This is a genomic window from Shewanella oncorhynchi, from assembly GCF_030848765.1.
Classification (GTDB): Bacteria; Pseudomonadota; Gammaproteobacteria; order Enterobacterales; family Shewanellaceae; genus Shewanella; species Shewanella oncorhynchi.
Genome location: NZ_CP132914.1, coordinates 159,435 through 178,755 on the forward strand (window position 1 = coordinate 159,435; position 19,321 = coordinate 178,755).

Sequence of the window (19,321 nt, forward strand, 5' to 3'; positions counted from 1 at the left end):
AAGGGGTTAGTGGCATAAATGCATAAGTCGGGCACAGCTTAAAAGGGTGGGTAGAAGACTGACATCTTGGCTGGGAACCGTTGCAACATCAGCCTCTACGCCGGGAAGTGGGTAAAACCTTTGGGAGTTGAGGGGTAAAACGGCGCGTTATTGCATGCTCACTGGGCCGTCGATTTTGTTAAATGTCACATCGCCAGAACCTGCCGCAAGAATCGTTAATCCCTTGGTGTTAAAGACATTAATATTGCCTGAGCCGTCTGTGATGGTCACAGCACTTTGCACATTGGCGACCTCTATGTTGCCCGAGCCGTCATCAATTGCGGTATTGCCGCGAATATCGGTCAGCTTGATGGCACCAGCGCCATCTTCAATGGTTAGGCTGCCGTTGATTTGGCTGATTTCAATATCACCTGAGCCATCCTCTATGTTGATATTGTTACCACCGTTGATAGTGAGTTCACCCGAACCGTCTTTGACGTTCATGTCTGACGTCATCTTGCTGATCAAAATAGCCCCTGAGCTGTCATCAATATCCAGTGTAAAGTTCGCAGGGACTTGCAGTTTTAGGTCTATATAGGGCGAGTCATTATTAGAATCTGTTTGCTCAAAGTTGGCCTTGAGCTTGGCTTTATTGGCTTTTTTCTCAAGGGTGAGAATGACTTTGCTGTCATCGTTGCCGTCCTTATTGCTATAGATGTCGGCGATGAGTTTAATTTGGGCTAGGCCTTCGACACCGATAATTTCGAGACTGCCTGCGCCAGTTTCTGCAATCAGGCCTTGTAAGTCTTGGCTATCGAGTGTGAGTTCGCGTTGCTGGTGGTCTAAGTCTGGCATGCCTGCAGCGTTCACATTAAGAATGCAGCCAGTGAGCGATACTCCAGCAGTAAAAAACACTATAAAAGCGAGGGTGAATATAAATGGGCGTAGTGACATGTTAGCTTCCTTGTTTATCTGGCACTCGATTTTTTGGGTGAGTGCTGAGTCGTCTTGCGATGAATAAGACATTGCACAGCCCATGCCAATTTTAAGTTTCATTTATAATCAATTGGTTAAGCTGAAAGTGTCCGAGGTTCACTGTGCGGACATGTCCGCTACATGGGTGATTTACTCATAGATTAGTGAAATTGCTCATTTATTAAGTTAGTTTAAGCTCCGTAAGTCACGCGGAATCAAAAATACAAAAAAGACAAGAAGGGATGCTGATGGATTATTTAACAACAAACAAAACGGCTTGGGATGCGCGCACTCGGGTACATTTAACTTCTGATTTTTATGATGTGGCGGGCTTTCTTAGTGGTAAGACTTCGCTGCGGGAAATTGAGCTAGGTGAACTCGAGGTTGCAGGTAAAAGTTTGCTGCATCTGCAATGTCATTTCGGCTTAGACACCTTGTCGTGGGCGCGAATAGGGGCGAGAGTCACAGGCGTCGATTTGTCAGAAGTCGCGATTGTTGAAGCGCAAAAGCTGGCAGAACGGACACAGTTGTCCGCTGAGTTTATCTGTAGCGATGTTTACAGTGTGGCGAGCAAGGTTGAGCCTCACGATATTGTGTTTACGTCCTATGGTGCCATTGTTTGGCTGCCGGATTTAACTCTGTGGGCGCAGACAGTGGCTGCCTGTTTAACACCCGGCGGACAGTTTTACATGGCCGAGTTCCATCCTGCGCAGCAGCTATTCGATGGCTATAGCTATTTTAATCTGGGTGAGCCAGACATAGAGCAGGAAGGCACATATACCGAAAATACCGGTGATGATCAGCAAACCTTAATGTGCTGGTCGCACAGTTTATCTGAAGTGATCAATGCGTTATTGCAGGCGGGCTTAGTGTTGGAGTTCTTCCACGAGTTTGATTTCAGCCCCTATAACTGCTTTGAAGGGCTCGAAGCGCAAGAAGATGGTCGTTATGTGTTAACACACCAAGGGCAGAAGGTGCCCTTGGTGTATAGCATCAGTGCGCGTAAGCCTGCGTAATCACAACCTTTTGTAATCGCGATGATCAACGACTACGGTAAACCGGATACTTAAGGTATTGGTTATCGTAGTAAGGGCTGCGTTCATAGAACCAGCGTAGGCGTGCCTCAGGATCGGCGGCAAACTCGGCATTGGTCAGTGCTTTGTCGAACTCAGCTTGTAGCTTAGGATCATCTTTTAGCATCTTGGCCGCCAGTGGCTCTACCGCATAATCTTCAATGTATTCAGTGCGAGTGAAGATAGGATTGAAGAAACCCCATTGCAGTAAAGAATCTGGTGATTGCGGCTCAAGCAGTAAAATCGCCAGATCACCTAGCGGTTGATCTGTACTGATTTTAATGGTGCCAGCGGGCAGAGTGGTGCTGACTTTGGTTAACTCTGACTCGGCTTTGACCGTTTGGCGGCCCTCAAAATCCTTAGTGTTAAACACGGGATTGCTGAGGGTATATTGCTGCAATTTTAACTCGGTTGGCTTTTTGAGCGTGGTCATGCGAATGCCATGCACGTTAAGACGATCAATCACTTGAGTCCATTGCGCTGGAATATAGTAAGCACTCGGACGAGTGACCTTAATGTCGGGCACTGTTTCAGCCATCACAGGCAAGTTAGGGTAAAGCTTAGGTTCACCTGTCCAGCGCACAACTTCAGCGCCACTGATGGGGCTCTTTTCAAGTTGATAATTTATGCCTTTAAAATCCCAGCCTTTTTCTAATGGTGCTAATTTCCAAGTAAGGGTGATTAGCGGTGAGGCGCGGTATTTATCTTCTTGAATCGCACTCTTAAGTTTTGTCGCCTGTTCACCCACGGTTTTGAGGGTTTGCGCTAACATCACATAAGTGCCGAGCACCCTTTGCTTAAAGGGCTTTAGGCTGTGGTTTTCAACCAGAATGGTGGGCAAATGGCGAGCATCGCCATAACCGTTAGAGAAGCGCGGACTTGGATTCCACAGCGACATACCTTTGTTAATATCGGCGTTATCCACGGCAAAAATCAGTGCGCCGGGAATATGGCCTTGTTCCGTTAATGCGGCTTCAACCGCAGGTCTGTAGCTGTTTTCGAGCCAGCGGTAGCTCGCAGGGCTTAAGCCTTGGGCAAGGTTATAACCAAAGGTAACATCGTATTGATAGTCGATGCCGTCGGTAACATGGACATCGATATACAGATCCGGTTGCCATACGTTGATTGCGCGCAGCATGTGCTGCATTTCTAAGCTGTCGGCCTTAGCATAATCGCGGTTAAGGTTGAGATTATTAGCCGTGGTGCGCCAGCCCATATTCACAGGGCCACGTTGATTTACACGATTAAATTCGCCGCTGCGCTCATGGGCATCAACACTAAAAATAGGCACAAACAAGAGGTTAGCTTTATCGAGCAGGGCACTTTTATCGCCTTGGATAATGTCACGTAGCAGCATCATGCCGGCATCTTTACCGTCGATTTCTCCCGCATGAATTCCCGCCTGCACTAGCACTGTTGGCTTAGTGTTTTGTTTGAGGCGTGCCGATTCATTAATGCCTTCACTGCTGGCGATATACATCCAAATATCGCGCCCTTGTGGGCTCTTACCTAAGCTCACCTTTTGTAATTTATCTGTTTCGCCCGCGAGTTTGTCGAGCCAAGTGATAGTGGCATCGTAGTTTGGACTTTCAATACCGCCACTTTGCTCAAAGGGAGTCGCCCACTCGCTATCAACACTTAACATGAGCGATTCGCTGGCGCCAGACCAAGTGATGTTCGGCGGTAAAATCGCATCGTTGACAAAGGTGTTGGCTCGTTCAGGAATGGGCGCGGGTTGTGCTTCTGGCGCTGCAACTGTGGTATCGGTCAGTACATTAGTCGCAGTTTCAGTTGCCTGGCTATTCGCTGCTGGACTTGTATCCTGTGACGTTGTGATTACTGGGGAGCCAACTGCCAATGTTTCGGTAGTAGAGGCTTGCGCCATAGTGGCTGCCGGAGTTGTTTGGGTTGTGGTTTTCGCATCATTGGCAAAAGCATTCTCAGGGTAGAGATTGCCCGTAGAGAGACAGGCAATGGCGATAACGGAGAAAGAAAACAAGCGCATGAAAAGAGTCCATATATCGAATTTTTATTAGGACGGTATCTTTTCATTAAACGCCCCGTTAACGCAAGGGCGGCTAAGGGTTATCCGGCATTTCTGACATGGATTTAAGCACTAAGCGGAATGGTAAAATCGACTAAGCCGTTTTGTTGGGCGTTATCTGAGAAGCTGGCCGCTTGTTATAGGCAATGTCGATAATGGCAATGTCTTTATAAAGTGCTTCGACGGCAATCGCGAGCTGATAAATCAGCCAGCTATAACCTGTGAGCGCAAATCCCTGCGGCACTTGGTCGTTTACGGTTGTCACTGGGTCTGCGGTTGATGCTTGAGTGGCTGCGACTAGGGCAAGCTGGAGTCTGTGTTGTAACTCTTGTTCTAAGCATTCTGGCAGTGTCGGCAATTGTTGAGCTTTACCCGCCACAAATTCTGCAAGTTGTTGCAAATAGAAGGCAAGCTCAGAGGCAACCGCATTAATCTGCAGATAGGCGTCTTTGTCTTCTTCCTGCCAGCGGGTTAAGGGTAAGAGTTCGAGTAAGGTGATTAAGCGCACTTGTTTATTGGCTAACTGCGACAGTAGCACTTTGTGTTTTTTGAGGGTTTGACTTTCCCATTCCAAGGAGAAAAACAGTTTCTTTTGAGTGAGTACGGCCTTCATCGCAGCCTCCAGTCTAGCGCGAAAATCGAGCTCATGATTGGCGGGTGCCTTAAGATGCTCGGCTAATACTTCGGCCATATTGTCGATGGCATGGGTGAGTTGGGAGCGCCAATCTTGTTTAGCTTTAATCGGGAAAATGAACAGTGAGACCAAAATAGCAATCACGCAGCCGGAGAGGATGTTGGCCGTGCGCCATAGTGCCTCAGAGGTGTCATGGTTGGCGTCGCCGACCACGATTATGATGGTAAATCCGGCCACTAAATAGGCATAGCTATAACGTCCGGCAGAGATAAAACAAATCAAGCTAACGGCTAAGATCAGCAGGCTCATGATTAGCCAATAACTGTCCACAGTGGCAACTAACATCACCCCATAAGCTGAGCCTAAACAAGTGCCTATCGCCCTTTGTAGCGACTTTTCAATCGCGCCGCCTACTTGAGGTAAGCTCATCATAATGATCACTATCGTGACCATGCTCCAAATAAAATGCGGTGGCGCCCAAATGGCATTAATAGTGACAGCAACGAGTAAGGCTAGCCCGAGCTTTAGGGCTTGAATTGAGCGGAAATGGCGATAGATAAAGTCGGCAAAGGGTGTGGCTGGGGCAAATACAGACATAGGGCAAAATTCCTTTGAGCTAACTTAGCGCTGTTAATCTAGTGGTAGTATCGCAGAAAAACCGTGTCACTTGCGGCCATAGCGCCATAAAGAAATGTAAATTGCGAAATCTAGCAAATTGAGCTTAGTGGATGGCGCGGGAGAGATCACATTAACACTCAGATTAAATAGGCTTAACTGATGCGTGTAGAGGCAGGCCATTATACCGTGCTGCAGAGATAAAAAAGGCTTGAATAAGCGTTGCCTATTCAAGCCGATATTCAAAGTGTTTGAGTTAGCTTAAGCTGCGCTCACTATCCGCTTTAACGTCAACTTCTGTGTATTTATCCATAATCAAGGCACAAGCCGCATCGCCAGTGATATTGAGTGCGGTACGGATCATGTCAAAAACCCTGTCTAACGCAAACAGCAAAGGTAAACCATCGATAGGAATTCCCGCAGCTAACAGCACTGCCACTACTAAGAAGGATGGGCCCGGCACACCTGCTTGACCAATTGCACCTAAGGTTGAGGTGAAAATGATGGCCGCATAGGCTGTCATCGACAGATCAACGTTATACATTTGGGCGAAGAACATGGCCACTAAACCATAATAAATCGCGTTGCCGCTCATATTAATGGTGGCGCCTAACGGCAGTACAAAAGCCGTGGTAGCCTTAGAGACTTTAAGATCTTCCTCGCAGGTTTCCATATTCACTGGCAGAGTCGCCATTGAAGAGGCGGTCGATAATGCCATCACCTGCGGCTTCTTCATTGCCGAAATAAACTGGCGCGCCGACACTCTTGAGAAGAGTTGTACCACTAATGGAAAGAAGATAAAGCCGTAGATCAGAATCGCAGCAACAAACACGGCGAATAACTTAAACACGACTTCTAGTGCATCAAAACCGAAGGTGCCGACAGAATCGGCCATCAAACCAAATACACCGATAGGGGCAATGATCATCACGCAGTTGATCATCCACACAAAGGCATCGACGACTGTGTTGAGTGCGGCCAAAATAGGCTTAGCGCCATCGCCTTTAACTTTAGTCAGTGCGATGCCGAAGAAGATACTAAAGACTAAGATTTGTAATATGTTACCGCCGTTCAGCGACTCGAATACATTGGTTGGGATCATGCCGATAAAGGTATCCATTACCCCGGGTAATGCGCCATGTTCCTTGGTTACTTCCATCAAGTCTGTGCTGCTGTGGGCGGTAAAATCAACGCCTGCACCCGGTTGGAACAGATTACCCATCAAGAGTGCAAGCACAACGGCAAAGCCCGACGTGACAATAAAAAAGCCGAAAGTGCCAATGCCAATCTTACCCGCCGATGGGCTGTCACCTAAGCTCGCCGCGCCGCTGATGATAGAAACCAATACCAGTGGTATCACTAGCATTTTGATTAAATGGATGAAAATGGTTCCGAGTGGTGCAAACACACTTGCACTCTCGCCCATGATAAAACCCACCAGTGCGCCGATAATCATGGCAATAACCACTTGCACACCAATGTTACCTAATAAACTCTTGCTCTTCATTCTTGCGAAACTCCCCAGTTGCCGCAGCATTTTGTGTCATGCACAGACGATTTGAACCTAGATGACTCAAGCTTTAGTGATTAAGGCTTACTCTAGGCTAAAGGTTCACTCTATGTTAAAGGCAAATGCCCGACATTTTTGACCGAGTAAAGTACCACAATTGCATAGCAGGGGATTGTGAAACATCACTAACCTTGGTTTCAAAATAACCAAAGTCTAAATCACGTTAACGTTAAATGAGGAATGCTTAAATTTATGTGCTTAAAAATGAATAAAGCTTATTTAATTGTGGGATTTTAACTGCCGAATTAATGAATTGTGATTTTTACTTTGATGGGCGCAGATATCCTCTCGTATTCTTTGGGCGGCTTGAGTCGTTGGTCACCCATCTTTTACTTGTATGAATCATGAGAGTGGTTAATAGCTAAAAAACCTCCATGACCATTCAACTCTGTGACTCACTCAGTTTTCCCTATGACAACTTCATTTCGAGGACATTATGAACATCACCTCATTTTTCGGCCCGCCCGAATCGTTACAGTGCTGGATAAGAAAGTGCGTCGAACAACCTGGATTAAGTTATTGGCTGGTTTATCAAGATCTTGATGAAAGTGAATCCCTGCAACTGGCCACTCCATTATTCCCGATAGTGAATGATATGAGAGACCTATCGGATGACGAAATCGATGCCTTTGAGGATAGCTTAGGCCGGAGTGACTATGGTTATCTGCTAAACACGGATCAGATTGAGGATGTGATCGATAACCTGATGCAGCAAAAAGCCCTGCCAAGTGAACAGGAACTGCTTGAAGCTATTATCTTTTACTATGAGCGAGATGCGTTTATAGATATTTAAGTGTTTATTTTTATTTTGTTGTTTCTATATAAAATAAAATTACGTGTTGTTAGCGGTAAAATACCGACGGTTAACGTCGGCATTTGCGTTTAAGGCGAGGTAATAAGTTGTGCACCATTTAGTGGTTATTGAGGTATTGAGCGCCTGTTTATTATGAATTCAATTTCGCAAGCACTCTGAATACCTCTTGAACGCCCTAAGGCATTGCGGGGAAGGAGAGCGAGCTGCCAATCCCTAGAGGCAAGCCTAAGGCCCAATATGCCAGTAAGAAACCGCTCCAAAGTAAAAGAAAACTGATTGAAAACGGCAACATCAGCGCCACTAAGGTGCCGATGCCCGATTCCTTAACGTATTTTTGGCAAAACACCACAATTAACGGAAAGTAAGGCATCAACGGGGTGATGATATTAGTGGATGAGTCGCCCACTCGGTAAGCGGCTTGAGTTAAATCCGGTGATACACCTAGTTCCATTAACATGGGCACCATAATGGCACCAATCAATGCCCATTTGGCTGAAGCGGAACCCACTAATAGATTGACGAACGCGGTGAGAAACACAATTCCCACCAAAGTCACGCCCATAGGAAGGGCTAATTCCTTTAACGCCAACGCGCCTTTAATGGCCATTAATGCGCCTAAATTAGATTGACCAAAGGCATAAATAAACTGGGCGCAGAAGAAGGCCATGACGATGTAATAACCCATGCCGCTCATGGATTTGCTCATGCCTTGAATAATGGCTCTGTGATTGTTTGCCGTGCCAGCGACGTAACCATAGACTATGCTGGGCACTAGGAAGAACACAAAAATAATCGCCACAATGGATCGCATTAAGGGGGCCGAGGCACTGGTTAGGGCGCCATCGGTACCACGCCAGGCAGAGTTGTCACCATAGGCGGTAAACACCAGCCCTAAAGCACATAACAACATGGCGGCCATGGCGAATTTGAGTCCGCGGCGCTCATGGGGTTGCAGTTCATCTAGGGTTGGGAGCGTGCTGGGATCGCCATTCACCGCAGTGTTTTTTAGGCGCGGCTCGATAACTTTATCCGTTAAGAACCAGCCAACTAAGATAATTAAAATGGCAGAAGCCGAAGTAAAAAAGATGTTATTCAGTGGGTTAATCGTTAATGTGGCGGCCGCGGGGTCGGCTGATAATCTTGCCGCTGCCTGAGTTAAGCCCGCTAACATAGGATCAAGACTCGATGGCACGCCAACGGTTGCAGAAAAACCACCGGATACACCAGCGAAAGCGGCGGCAATACCGGCTAAGGGATGGCGACCAGCGGCATAAAAGATCACCGCGCCGAGCGGGATAACGAGTACATAACCCGCATCCACCGCGACATGGCTTAGAATACCTACGGCTATCAATACCGGGGTGAGTAACATTTTGGGAGTGACAGATAAAATGGAGCGCAGCCCCGCATTAATAAAGCCGGTATGTTCAGCAACGCCTAGACCCAGCATGGCAACCAGCACCACACCGAGCGGCGGGAAAGTCACAAAGGTGGAGACTATGTTCGAGGTAAATGCAGTCAGTGCGCCGCCTTCGAGCATATTGACGACTTGAATGGGGTTGCCAGTACGAGGGTCGATTTCATCAAAACTGACACCCGATAATCCCCAAGAGATCAACCAGACTAAGCCTAGAAACATCGCAAATAATACTGCGGGGTCGGGCAGTTTATTGCCGATGACTTCGACGCCATTGAGAAATCGCTGGAATCCAGTGACAGGTTTATGATTTTCCATTTGGGTGCCGCTTCCTAAAAATGATGATTGTTATCGGCGATTATAAAAACGCAGCATTAATTTAAGCTTGGTTTAACTAATCGATAAGAAATAAAACACATAAAAATCTATCGCAGTGACTTTCGTGTGGGCCGATTTCATCGTCACTAAATCAATTTAGCCGTAAATAAAAAGCGCGGGTTCATGACTGAACCCGCGCTTTTTTATGAAACGATATTTTGACTCAATAATCTTACCGAACAGGTCCGCTACGCGCTTATGCCTTTGGACCAGCGTTACGGATAGCGTCTGACACTTGATACTTAGCGAAGTTTTTAGTGAAAGCTTCTGCTAGTTTCTGGGCGTATTCGGCGTATAGCGCTTTATCGCCCCAAGTGTTGATTGGGTTGAGTAAATTGCTGTCTACGCCACTTACTGCCACAGGAACGGCGAGGTTCAAGGTGTCTAAGTGGACGGTTTCCACATCTTTTAATTCACCACTGACAATCGCATCGACGATGGCGCGGGTGGTTGGGATGTCAAAACGTTTACCTACACCGTGTGGGCCGCCAGTCCAACCTGTGTTGACTAAGTACACTTGGCTGCCGAAGGACTCAATGCGCTTCATCAACAGTTCTGCGTATACGCCAGCAGGGCGTGGGAAGAAAGGTGCGCCGAAGCACGTTGAGAAGGTGGATTGTATCGCCGAGGTTGAGCCGATTTCAGTCGAACCTACTTTGGCGGTATAGCCAGACAAGAAGTGGTATGCCGCTTGTTCTTTGGTCAGGATAGAAACCGGTGGTAATACGCCAGATACATCGCAGGTTAAGAATACAACCGCATGTGGCTCAGCGCCGCAGTTGTCTTCTTTACGTTGGGCGATGTGCTCCAGCGGATAGGCTGCGCGAGTATTTTCCGTTAGGCTGCTGTCTTTGTAGTTAGGTACGCGGTGTTCGTCCATCACGACGTTTTCAAGCACAGTGCCGAAACGAATCGCATCCCAAATCACGGGCTCATTCTTCTGGCTTAAATCGATACATTTGGCGTAGCAACCGCCTTCAATATTGAATACGCCGCCGGGTGCCCAGCCGTGTTCATCGTCACCAATCAGGAAGCGTTTTGGATCGGCAGAGAGTGTGGTTTTACCTGTGCCAGATAAACCGAAAAATAGCGTAGTGTCGCCATCTTTACCCACGTTGGCCGAGCAGTGCATAGGTAGCACGCCTTGGGCTGGCAGTAGGAAGTTCTGCACTGAGAACATAGACTTTTTCATTTCGCCGGCGTATTTCAGGCCAGCGAGCAGCACTTTACGTTCGGCGAAGTTTAAAATCACGGTCGCATCTGAGTTAGTGCCATCACGTTCTGGTACGCAAACAAAGTCAGGGGCATTGATGATCTGCCACACTGGTTTGTCTTTACGATTAAATTCTTCAGGAATGATAAATAGATTGCGGGCGAACAGTTGGTGCCAAGCGTATTGCGTAGTAACTCGTACTGGTTGGTAATGTTCAGTGTCGGCACCGACTTCGAGATCAGATACAAACAGTTCTTTATCGGCTAGGTAAGCTTCAACCCGTGCCCATAAACCTTCAAAAGCACCTGGATCGAAAGCCTGATTGACTGGGCCCCATTCGATATCAGCTTCTGAACTGGGTTCTCTTACAATGAAACGATCGCCAGGTGAGCGACCGCTGCGAGCGCCTGTTTTAGCAACTAATGCGCCATTGGCTGTCAATTCACCTTCGCCGCGTAGGAGGGCAAATTCGACAAGTTGTGCTGTTGAGGGGTTAAAGTGAACGCGGTTTAATCCATCCGCCATAGTGAGGTCTCCATTTGATTTGTAAGGTTATTTTAATATCGATCGTCTGCCGATTTAATTTTATTTATCGCCTGAGTCGTGCTAGGTGACAAAGTGAGGCGATTGTAGCCTAAGCCGAGTGCAATGTGTGAGGGGATTATAGGTATGAATAAAAAATGGGCGCCAAATAGGGCGCCCATTTTTTAGCTGTAGTAGTTTTACTGCTGGGTTGTTGATGTCTGACCGTTAGCAAATAAGGTTGCTACGTCTATGGCATCAAAGGTGTATTTAGCGTGGCAATATTCGCAACCCATTTCTATCTTGCCATCTTCGGCCAGTATGGCTTCGATTTCTGCTTGATCTAAGGTTTTGATCGCGCTGGCACTGCGCTCATGGGAACAAGTGCATTTAAAGCTCACATCGATAGGATCAAATAAGCGTACTTCTTCCTGATGATAGAGGCGATGTAACACGCTTTCTGCATCAAGAGTAAATAGCTCTTCGGCCTTGATGGTCGACGTCAGTTGGCTCAAGTGTTCGAAGTCGGCGTTGTGATCTTGTTGGCTTGGCAGAATTTGTAGGAACATGCCCGCCGCTTGTTTGCCGTCGGCAAATAACCAAATTCCCGTAGGTAACTGCTCAGATTGATTGAAGTATTCTTCAACACAGGCAGCAAGCGTTGGCTTGTCTAGTGCAACGACACCTTGGTAGCGTTCACCTTCGTCGGGTGTTAAGGTGATGACCATATAGCCTTGGCCGAAGAGTTCTGTGAGGCTAGCATCATCGGCGAGTTCAGCATTCCAGCGAGCCACACCGCGTAACTCTTGTAAATTGTTACCGTTGATCACCGCTAAAGAAACAGGGCCGTTGCCTTGTAACTGTACGCTGATATCACCGCTAAATTTCAATGTAGCGGTTAATAGTGAGGTGGCTGCCATTAATTCACCCAGTAGCACTTGCAGTACGGCTGGGTATTCTTGGGCGCTTATCACTTGTTGATAGCTGTCTTGTAACTGCACCAGTTCACCGCGCACATCGGCATTATCGAACAAGTAGCGGTGTAAAGTATCTTGGTTCATCGTGTATCTCACTGTTAAAGGTCTTTAAAGCGCATGAGCTGGCGTCGTTGCTTTTTATCTGGTTTCTGATCGGGTATCGGGTTATTGAGCATGTGGAGGCGTCGTTGCTCAGCATTAATGGCCCGTTTAGCCAGACTTGTCGCGGTTTCTTCGTACAATTCTTGTGCAATCGCACCACTTTGGCGTAATTGCGATAATTTTTTTATGACGATCTCTTTATCGTCATATCCTTGGCGTATCTTAAGGACGGCGCCTATCTCGGCATTCCTACTAGATTTGGCACGCTGGCCGTTGTAATGTACTTTGCCGCCGTTAATCATTTCTTTGGCGATGGCACGGGTTTTATAAAAACGTGCAGCCCAAAGCCACTTATCGAGTCGAATGTCTGTTTTATCGCTTTGACCTTGAGTCATAGTGTCTCCAGCTAAAAGATCGATGAGTTCACATGCCGAGCAAGAAAATGCGTGAAGAGCATTTCTATTATGTTAAAGGGTGGCGTGCTTCACACCCTTTTATGGCGGGTAAAGTTAGCATAATTGGCCTATTTTCGCCAATTTGAATGCTGTTATGGGCTTGTTGCCAAATGCTGCCTAGGTTAGCATGAGACGGTAATCGCCTAATTATTATAATCAGAACAGAGACCTGTATCGAGGGTCCACATAAAATATGGATTTATTAGATAAAGTTATCGCAAAAGCCATTGGCATGCCCCATAAGCCCTTAAGCCGGATAGTCTTCTGGTTGGGTTTTATTGTGATCATGTTGTTAGCCGCGCAAATTACATGGAAATTAGTGCCTACTAGCTCATCACCCAGTGCTTGGTCACCAACGCCCGTTAACCTGACGGGTAAAAGTGCTGGGCAGGTTGATCTTGCGGGTTTACAGCAGCTTGGTCTCTTTGGTAAGGCAGATGCTAAATCTGAAAAGCCAAAAACTGAGGTTGTTGAGACTGTGACCGACGCGCCTAAGACCACGCTCTCTATTCAGCTCACTGGCGTTGTTGCATCGACTGCTGATCAGAAAGGCTTAGCGATCATTGAGTCAAACGGCAGCCAAGAGACCTACAGCTTAGGCGATAAAATCAAGGGCACTTCGGCATCACTGAAAGAAGTCTATGCCGACCGTATTATCATCACTAACGCTGGCCGTTACGAGACATTAATGCTCGATGGCTTAGTTTACACTAGCCAAAGCCCAGCCAATCAACAGTTACAACAAGCTAAGACTAATAAGACTGGCTCGGCAGTGAGCCGTGTCGATCAACGTAAAAATGCCGAAATCTCCCAAGAACTCGCCGAATCCCGCACCGAATTGTTAGCCGATCCCAGTAAGATCACCGATTATATTGCCATTTCACCTGTCAGACAGGGTGACGCTGTGGCGGGATATCGCTTGAATCCAGGGAAAGACGCCAATTTGTTTAAGCAGGCGGGTTTTAAAGCTAACGATTTAGCCAAATCGATTAATGGATACGACTTGACCGTAATGAGTCAAGCGTTAGAAATGATGAGCCAATTACCCGAGTTAACCGAAGTTTCTATTATGGTTGAGCGGGAAGGACAATTGGTTGAAATCATGTTTAGTTTGCCGCAATAACACGCGTTAGAGGAAAGAAAAAGAATGAATAACAAAAGGATTCGACGCAAGCTGATTGCTGGGGTTGTTGCGGGTGCAGCCATGTTCTCCTCCCAATTCGCTTGGTCTGAACAGTATGCGGCCAACTTTAAAGGCACGGATATTCAAGAATTTATCAATATCGTTGGTAAAAACCTGAATAAGACCATCATAGTTGACCCGACAATTCGCGGCAAAATCAACGTTCGCAGTTATGATCTGTTGAACGATGAACAGTATTACCAGTTTTTCCTCAACGTCTTACAAGTTTACGGTTATGCCATCGTTGAGATGGAAAATAACGTTATTAAAGTCATTAAAGACAAAGATGCCAAAACCGCTGCAATTCGAGTCGCTAACGATAACGACCCCGGCCTTGGTGATGAAATGGTGACGCGTATCGTGGCCTTGTATAACACTGAGGCTAAGCAATTAGCGCCGTTATTGCGTCAACTTAATGATAATGCGGGTGGCGGCAACGTAGTGAACTACGACCCTTCCAATGTCTTGATGTTGTCTGGCCGTGCTGCTGTAGTGAACAAGTTAGTCGAAATTATCCGTCGAGTGGATAAGCAAGGCGATACCTCGGTGCAAGTCGTGCCGTTAGAATTTGCTTCTGCGGGTGAAATGGTACGAATTATCGATACCCTTTATCGTGCTACCGCTAACCAATCCCAATTGCCAGGACAAGCGCCAAAAGTGGTTGCTGACGAACGTATCAATGCCGTGGTCGTGAGCGGTGATGAGAAGAGCCGCCAACGTGTGGTCGAGCTTATCCATCGTCTCGATGCCGAACAAGCCAGCACAGGTAACACAAAAGTCCGTTATCTACGTTATGCCAAAGCAGAAGATTTAGTTGAAGTGCTGACCGGTTTTGCCCAAAAGTTGGAAGGCGAGAAAGATCCGAGCGCTCAGGCTGCGGGTGGTGGTAAACGCCGTAATGAAATTAATATCATGGCGCATACTGAAACCAACGCCTTAGTGATCAGTGCTGAACCCGATCAGATGCGTACTATCGAGAGCGTGATTAATCAACTCGATATCCGCCGTGCTCAGGTACTCGTAGAAGCCATTATTGTGGAAGTCGCCGAAGGCGATAACGTTGGCTTCGGGGTTCAATGGGCCGCGAAAGCGGGTGGTGGTACTCAGTTTAATAACTTAGGCCCAACCATAGGTGAGATTGGCGCTGGTGTATGGCAGGCACAAGGGGAAAAAGGCTCATCAATCACAACGCTTGACCCTGAAGGAAAGCCCGTAGTGACCACCAACCCAGATAAGCGCGGAGATGTGACGCTACTTGCCCAAGCCTTAGGCAAAGTGAACGGTATGGCTTGGGGCGTGGCCATGGGCGACTTTGGCGCCTTAATTCAAGCCGTGTCGAGTGACACTAACTCAAACGTACTGGCAACGCCTTCTATTACCACCTTAGATAACCAAGAAGCCTCGTTTATTGTGGGTGACGAAGTGCCTATCCTGACAGGTTCTACCGCCAGCTCGAGCAACAGTAACCCATTCCAAACCGTTGAGCGTAAAGAGGTTGGGGTTAAACTGAAAGTGGTGCCGCAGATCAACGAAGGCAGCTCAGTTAAGCTGACGATTGAACAGGAAGTCTCTGGGGTTAACGGCAATACAGGCGTGGATATTTCCTTCGCGACTCGTCGCTTAACCACTACCGTTATGGCGGATTCTGGTCAAATTGTGGTACTCGGTGGTTTGATCAACGAAGAAGTACAAGAAAGTATACAAAAAGTACCGTTCTTGGGTGATATCCCCATTCTAGGACATTTGTTTAAATCTTCTTCGAGCAAAAAAACGAAGAAAAACCTCATGATCTTCATCAAGCCAACGATTATACGTGATGGCATCACGATGGAAGGGATTGCTGGACGTAAATATAATTATTTCAGAGCATTACAGCTTGAACAGCAAGAGCGTGGCGTTAACTTAATGCCTGATACTAAAGTGCCTGTACTAGATGAATGGAATCAGTCTGAGTATTTACCACCTGAAGTTAACGAGATTTTAGAGCGTTATAAAGAAGGTAAAGGTTTAGAGACCCAGATGCGTAAAACGGATCCAACGCTCAAAACGCTCGACGAAAACAAAAACAAAGATAAAACCAATGAGTGAAATTCAACTATCCCAAGTCGATGACCTCAGCCAAGTCTCTAATGAGCTAGGCCTTGAAGCTGAAGGTGATGAGGTATTTCGTTCGAGCAGTAAAGAGCGTTTACCTTTTGCCTTCGCACACCGCCACGATGTGGTGCTCGCGCTGGGTGAAACGGGCGAGTTAAGCTTGTTCTATACGAGTAAAACACCCTTAACGGCTATGCTCGAAGCGCGGCGTTATTCGGGTGTTGATTTGCCTTTGGTTAAGCTCGAAGTGGCAAAGTTTGAGGCCAAACTCACTCAAGCATATCAGGCGAACTCGTCTGAAGCGCAGCAGTTGATGGAAGACATAGGCAACGAGATGGATTTATTCACCCTTGCCGAAGAGCTGCCGCAGACCGAAGACTTACTTGAAGGTGATGATGATGCGCCTATCATCAAATTGATTAATGCCTTGTTATCTGAAGCGATTAAAGAAGAAGCGTCGGATATCCATATCGAAACCTACGAGAAACAGCTTGTGGTGCGGTTCCGTATCGATGGTGTGCTCAAGGAAGTCCTCAAGCCAAACCGTAAACTGTCGTCGCTGTTAGTGTCGCGGATTAAGGTTATGGCTCGCCTCGATATCGCCGAAAAACGTGTGCCGCAGGATGGCCGTATTTCGCTGCGTATCGCAGGTCGTGCGGTAGATGTGCGGGTATCGACCATGCCATCGAGCCACGGTGAACGTGTTGTACTGCGTCTGCTGGATAAAAATACTGGCAACCTCGATTTAGAACAATTGGGGATGACAGATAGTATTCGCGTTAAGTTTGAAGATCTTATTCGTCGCCCTCACGGGATCATTTTGGTGACTGGCCCAACGGGCTCGGGTAAAAGTACCACTTTGTATGCGGGTTTGACGGAGATCAACTCCAAAGACACCAACATACTCACAGTAGAAGACCCTATCGAATACGAGTTAGACGGTATCGGTCAGACCCAAGTTAACACTAAGGCCGACATGACCTTCGCCCGTGGTCTGCGCGCTATTTTGCGTCAAGACCCCGATGTCGTGATGATAGGTGAGATCCGTGACCTCGAAACCGCACAAATTGCGGTGCAAGCGTCACTCACTGGTCACATGGTAATTTCAACCCTACATACCAACACAGCCTCTGGCGCGATTACACGTTTGCAAGACATGGGCGTAGAGCCTTTCCTCGTGTCTTCAAGTTTACTCGGCGTGTTGGCTCAACGTTTGATCCGAACCCTTTGTCCTAAATGTAAAATCGAGCATGTGCCCGATGCGCGTGAGCGTGAGTTACTGGGCATAGCTGCCGATGACGACAGACGTATTTTCCGTGCCAATGGCTGTAAATCCTGTGGTAACAATGGCTACCGTGGTCGAACCGGTATTCATGAGCTATTACTGGTTGACGACAATGTGCGTGAATTGATCCATGGCGGCCGCGGAGAGTTAGCCATCGAAAAGTATATTCGTCAGTTTGTACCGAGCATTCGTCACGATGGCATGAGCAAAGTGCTCGCGGGCATCACCACTCTCGAAGAAGTGCTACGTGTGACTCGCGAGGAGTAATTTATGCCAGCATTTGAATATAAGGCACTGGATGCCAAGGGAAAGCAGCTTAAGGGCGTGATTGAGGCGGATACCGCCAGACACGCCCGCAGCCAACTGCGCGATCAGCGCATGATGCCCTTGGAAATACTGCCTGTTACTGAAAAAGAAGCCAAAGCTAAGAGCAGCAGTTTTTCGTTTTTCAAACGTGGCATTTCAGTTGCTGAATTAGCTTTGATCACCCGCCAAATTGCGACCTTAGTGGCCGCGGGTTTACCGATTGAAGAATCCCTTAAAGCCGTTGGTCAGCAGTGCGAGAAAGATCGTCTCGCGAGCATGATTATGGCGGTACGTTCTCGGGTGGTGGAAGGTTATAGTCTGGCCGATTCCTTGGCTGAATTTCCGCATATTTTCGATGATTTATACCGTGCCATGGTGGCCTCGGGTGAAAAGTCCGGTCACTTAGAAGTGGTTCTTAATCGTCTGGCGGATTATACCGAGCGACGCCAACAGCTTAAATCTAAGCTGACCCAAGCCATGATTTATCCCGCGGTTTTGACCACAGTGGCGATAGGGGTGATTTCAATCCTGCTAGCAGCGGTAGTGCCTAAAGTGGTCGGACAGTTTGAGCACATGGGCGCCGAGTTACCCGCTTCGACCCGCTTCTTGATTTCTGCCTCTGACTTTGTGCAAAACTATGGTGTGTTTGTGGTCATCGCCTTAGTGCTGCTGTTTGCACTCTTTCGGCGCATGTTAAAGTCATCTGCGTTTCGGATGAAGTACGATAATTTTTTATTGAGCATGCCAGTTGTTGGCCGCGTGAGTAAGGGATTAAATACGGCGCGTTTTGCGCGGACGTTAAGTATCTTATCTGCCAGTTCAGTGCCTTTGCTCGATGGTATGCGTATCGCGAGTGAAGTGTTGCAGAATATGCGAGTGCGGGCCGCAGTTGACGATGCGACCGCACGCGTGCGGGAAGGAACTAGCTTAGGTGCAGCGTTGACTAATACTAAGTTGTTTCCGGCTATGATGTTATACATGATTGCGTCGGGCGAGAAGAGTGGTCAACTTGAGCAGATGTTAGAGCGGGCCGCCGATAACCAAGACAGGGAATTCGAAGGTAACGTCAACATAGCATTGGGTGTATTCGAGCCTATGCTGGTGGTCAGTATGGCGTGTGTTGTGCTCTTTATTGTGATGGCAATTTTGCAGCCAATTTTAGCCTTGAATAACTTGATTAGCGGTTAATTTTTGAATTTATGGATTATGACCAAGTCGATTGGCATAGGATTTTTTAGGAGAAGTAGTCGATGCAAATGAACAAGAAACATCAAGGTTTTACCTTACTCGAAGTGATGGTTGTTATCGTGATTTTAGGGATTTTAGCCTCTATGGTTGTGCCTAACTTGATGGGTAACAAAGACAAGGCTGACCAACAAAAAGCCGTGTCTGACATAGTTGCACTCGAAAATGCCTTAGATATGTATAAGTTAGATAACGGTGTCTATCCATCGACCGAACAAGGCTTAGAAGCATTAGTGCAAAAGCCTACGATTTCGCCTGAGCCACGTAACTACCGTGAAGATGGTTATGTAAAACGTTTGCCAGAAGATCCATGGCGCAATAACTACCTGTTGTTAAGCCCTGGCGAAAACGGCAAGTTAGATATTTTCAGTGCAGGCCCCGATGGTCAACCAGGTACCGAAGATGACATCGGTAACTGGAATTTACAGAATTTCCAATAA

General features: G+C 47.2%; 15 protein-coding genes. 7 read left to right on the forward strand and 8 right to left on the reverse strand.

Going from position 1 to position 19,321, the window contains the following annotated elements; all coding sequences use genetic code 11:
- Window positions 1–147: 147 nt before the first annotated feature.
- On the reverse strand, window positions 148–933 hold the full coding sequence (locus tag RA178_RS00735; protein WP_263266588.1) for a DUF4097 family beta strand repeat-containing protein: 786 nt from the start codon (window positions 931–933) through the stop codon (window positions 148–150).
- A 269-nt stretch (window positions 934–1,202) separates the two neighbouring features.
- On the opposite strand from RA178_RS00735, the gene RA178_RS00740 reads away from it, so the two are divergent.
- Window positions 1,203–1,970 carry a class I SAM-dependent methyltransferase gene (locus RA178_RS00740; protein WP_306684116.1) on the forward strand — a complete coding sequence of 256 codons (768 nt, stop codon included), beginning with the start codon at window positions 1,203–1,205 and terminating at the stop codon, window positions 1,968–1,970.
- A gap of 25 nt (window positions 1,971–1,995) precedes the next feature.
- Here RA178_RS00740 and RA178_RS00745 read toward each other — a convergent pair whose 3' ends face one another.
- From RA178_RS00745 to RA178_RS00755, 3 genes are all read right to left on the reverse strand, one after another.
- The gene (locus tag RA178_RS00745) at window positions 1,996–4,032 is read right to left on the reverse strand and encodes a M14 family metallopeptidase (RefSeq protein WP_306684118.1); all 2,037 of its coding nucleotides are present in this window, start codon (window positions 4,030–4,032) and stop codon (window positions 1,996–1,998) included.
- 133 nt (window positions 4,033–4,165) lie between these two features.
- Window positions 4,166–5,302, reverse strand: coding sequence for an FUSC family protein (locus RA178_RS00750; protein ID WP_306684119.1), 1,137 nt, complete (start codon window positions 5,300–5,302; stop codon window positions 4,166–4,168).
- A gap of 274 nt (window positions 5,303–5,576) precedes the next feature.
- A complete protein-coding gene (locus tag RA178_RS00755; RefSeq protein WP_105250986.1) occupies window positions 5,577–6,827 on the reverse strand; it encodes a dicarboxylate/amino acid:cation symporter in 1,251 nt (416 codons plus the stop codon).
- Window positions 6,828–7,326: 499 nt separating this feature from the next.
- Here RA178_RS00755 and RA178_RS00760 point away from each other — a divergent pair, with 499 nt between their 5' ends.
- The gene (locus RA178_RS00760; protein WP_219251738.1) at window positions 7,327–7,683 is read left to right on the forward strand and encodes a DUF7716 domain-containing protein; all 357 of its coding nucleotides are present in this window, start codon (window positions 7,327–7,329) and stop codon (window positions 7,681–7,683) included.
- 196 nt (window positions 7,684–7,879) lie between these two features.
- Here RA178_RS00760 and RA178_RS00765 read toward each other — a convergent pair whose 3' ends face one another.
- The 4 genes from RA178_RS00765 to hslR all read right to left on the reverse strand — a co-directional run bounded on the left by RA178_RS00765 (window position 7,880) and on the right by hslR (window position 12,708).
- Window positions 7,880–9,439, reverse strand: coding sequence for an AbgT family transporter (locus RA178_RS00765; RefSeq protein WP_306684120.1), 1,560 nt, complete (start codon window positions 9,437–9,439; stop codon window positions 7,880–7,882).
- A 256-nt stretch (window positions 9,440–9,695) separates the two neighbouring features.
- Window positions 9,696–11,237, reverse strand: a complete 1,542-nt coding sequence (locus RA178_RS00770; RefSeq protein ID WP_173242580.1) for a phosphoenolpyruvate carboxykinase — start codon at window positions 11,235–11,237, stop codon at window positions 9,696–9,698.
- A 197-nt stretch (window positions 11,238–11,434) separates the two neighbouring features.
- Complete coding sequence (gene hslO, locus RA178_RS00775; protein ID WP_306684122.1) at window positions 11,435–12,295, reverse strand: Hsp33 family molecular chaperone HslO; 861 nt, start codon at window positions 12,293–12,295, stop codon at window positions 11,435–11,437.
- A gap of 14 nt (window positions 12,296–12,309) precedes the next feature.
- On the reverse strand, window positions 12,310–12,708 hold the full coding sequence (gene hslR, locus RA178_RS00780; RefSeq protein ID WP_011848177.1) for a ribosome-associated heat shock protein Hsp15: 399 nt from the start codon (window positions 12,706–12,708) through the stop codon (window positions 12,310–12,312).
- A gap of 253 nt (window positions 12,709–12,961) precedes the next feature.
- Between hslR and gspC the strand changes: the two genes are divergently transcribed.
- The 5 genes from gspC to gspG all read left to right on the forward strand — a co-directional run bounded on the left by gspC (window position 12,962) and on the right by gspG (window position 19,321).
- The gene (gspC, locus tag RA178_RS00785; protein WP_113941579.1) at window positions 12,962–13,891 is read left to right on the forward strand and encodes a type II secretion system protein GspC; all 930 of its coding nucleotides are present in this window, start codon (window positions 12,962–12,964) and stop codon (window positions 13,889–13,891) included.
- A gap of 24 nt (window positions 13,892–13,915) precedes the next feature.
- Window positions 13,916–16,039, forward strand: a complete 2,124-nt coding sequence (gene gspD / locus RA178_RS00790; protein ID WP_131525236.1) for a type II secretion system secretin GspD — start codon at window positions 13,916–13,918, stop codon at window positions 16,037–16,039.
- Window positions 16,032–17,597 carry a type II secretion system ATPase GspE gene (gene gspE, locus RA178_RS00795; RefSeq protein ID WP_105250994.1) on the forward strand — a complete coding sequence of 522 codons (1,566 nt, stop codon included), beginning with the start codon at window positions 16,032–16,034 and terminating at the stop codon, window positions 17,595–17,597. The genes gspD and gspE overlap by 8 nt, the downstream gene beginning before the upstream one ends.
- A 3-nt stretch (window positions 17,598–17,600) precedes the next feature.
- Window positions 17,601–18,824, forward strand: coding sequence for a type II secretion system inner membrane protein GspF (gene gspF / locus RA178_RS00800; protein WP_306684125.1), 1,224 nt, complete (start codon window positions 17,601–17,603; stop codon window positions 18,822–18,824).
- A 62-nt stretch (window positions 18,825–18,886) separates the two neighbouring features.
- Entirely contained in the window at window positions 18,887–19,321 is a 435-nt protein-coding gene (gene gspG, locus RA178_RS00805) for a type II secretion system major pseudopilin GspG (protein WP_105250996.1), read from the forward strand.

Bases quoted from the DNA above. Each gene is read 5' to 3' on its own strand.
- RA178_RS00750 (WP_306684119.1), bottom strand. From the start codon at position 5,302: ATGTCTGTATTTGCCCCAGCCACACCCTTTGCCGACTTTATCTATCGC.
- gspE (WP_105250994.1), top strand. From the start codon at position 16,032: ATGAGTGAAATTCAACTATCCCAAGTCGATGACCTCAGCCAAGTCTCT.
- RA178_RS00735 (WP_263266588.1), bottom strand. From the start codon at position 933: ATGTCACTACGCCCATTTATATTCACCCTCGCTTTTATAGTGTTTTTT.
- RA178_RS00770 (WP_173242580.1), bottom strand. From the start codon at position 11,237: ATGGCGGATGGATTAAACCGCGTTCACTTTAACCCCTCAACAGCACAA.
- hslO (WP_306684122.1), bottom strand. From the start codon at position 12,295: ATGAACCAAGATACTTTACACCGCTACTTGTTCGATAATGCCGATGTG.
- gspC (WP_113941579.1), top strand. From the start codon at position 12,962: ATGGATTTATTAGATAAAGTTATCGCAAAAGCCATTGGCATGCCCCAT.
- RA178_RS00745 (WP_306684118.1), bottom strand. From the start codon at position 4,032: ATGCGCTTGTTTTCTTTCTCCGTTATCGCCATTGCCTGTCTCTCTACG.
- hslR (WP_011848177.1), bottom strand. From the start codon at position 12,708: ATGACTCAAGGTCAAAGCGATAAAACAGACATTCGACTCGATAAGTGG.
- RA178_RS00760 (WP_219251738.1), top strand. From the start codon at position 7,327: ATGAACATCACCTCATTTTTCGGCCCGCCCGAATCGTTACAGTGCTGG.
- RA178_RS00740 (WP_306684116.1), top strand. From the start codon at position 1,203: ATGGATTATTTAACAACAAACAAAACGGCTTGGGATGCGCGCACTCGG.
- gspG (WP_105250996.1), top strand. From the start codon at position 18,887: ATGCAAATGAACAAGAAACATCAAGGTTTTACCTTACTCGAAGTGATG.
- gspF (WP_306684125.1), top strand. From the start codon at position 17,601: ATGCCAGCATTTGAATATAAGGCACTGGATGCCAAGGGAAAGCAGCTT.
- RA178_RS00755 (WP_105250986.1), bottom strand. From the start codon at position 6,827: ATGAAGAGCAAGAGTTTATTAGGTAACATTGGTGTGCAAGTGGTTATT.
- RA178_RS00765 (WP_306684120.1), bottom strand. From the start codon at position 9,439: ATGGAAAATCATAAACCTGTCACTGGATTCCAGCGATTTCTCAATGGC.
- gspD (WP_131525236.1), top strand. From the start codon at position 13,916: ATGAATAACAAAAGGATTCGACGCAAGCTGATTGCTGGGGTTGTTGCG.